Annotated in this window: 1 pseudogene; it reads right to left on the bottom strand. The window is 58.3% G+C overall.

Annotated features, from left to right (window positions below):
* A pseudogene (locus tag CWM52_RS25900) lies at positions 1-583 on the bottom strand (IS3 family transposase); the annotation flags it as partial.

Here is a 583-nt window from a genome sequence, read left to right as displayed (position 1 = left end):
TGGTCAGTTCTTATCGTCGCCGGATAGCCTCGAAACAGTGCAATGCTGTCCAGAATACGCGTGACCTGAACGCCTGAAATCCCGAATGCGATGGTCATTGTCAGGCACTCCTTCGTGAAGTCGTCCACACAGGTCAGGCACTTGATCCTGCGACCGGTGGCAAGCGCGTCCATGACAAAATCCATCGACCAGGTCAGGTTGGGCGCCGCCGGGCGGAGCAGCGGCAGACGTTCTGTTGCCAGCCCTTTACGACGTCGTCTGCGTTTTACGCCCAGCCCTCTCAGATGATAAAGGCGGTACACGCGCTTGTGATTAACATGAAGGCCTTCACGCCGCAGTAACTGCCAGATGCGGCGGTAGCCAAAACGCCTTCGCTCCAGTGCCAGCTCAGTGATGCGCCCTGATAAATGCGCATCAGCCGCCGGACGCTGAGCCTCATAGCGGCAGGTCGACAGGGACAAACCAGTAAGCCGGCAGGCACGACGTTGCGACAGACCGGTCGCATCACACATAAACTCAACGGCTTCCCGCTTCTGGTCTGTCGTCAGTACTTTCGCCCCAGAGCCACCTGAAGTGCCTCCTT

It is taken from the genome of Raoultella sp. T31 (assembly GCF_002806725.1).
Classification (GTDB): domain Bacteria; phylum Pseudomonadota; class Gammaproteobacteria; order Enterobacterales; family Enterobacteriaceae; genus Klebsiella; species Klebsiella electrica.
Note: the sequence above shows the minus strand (reverse complement) of the source record. Positions and strands in the feature narration are given on the sequence as shown.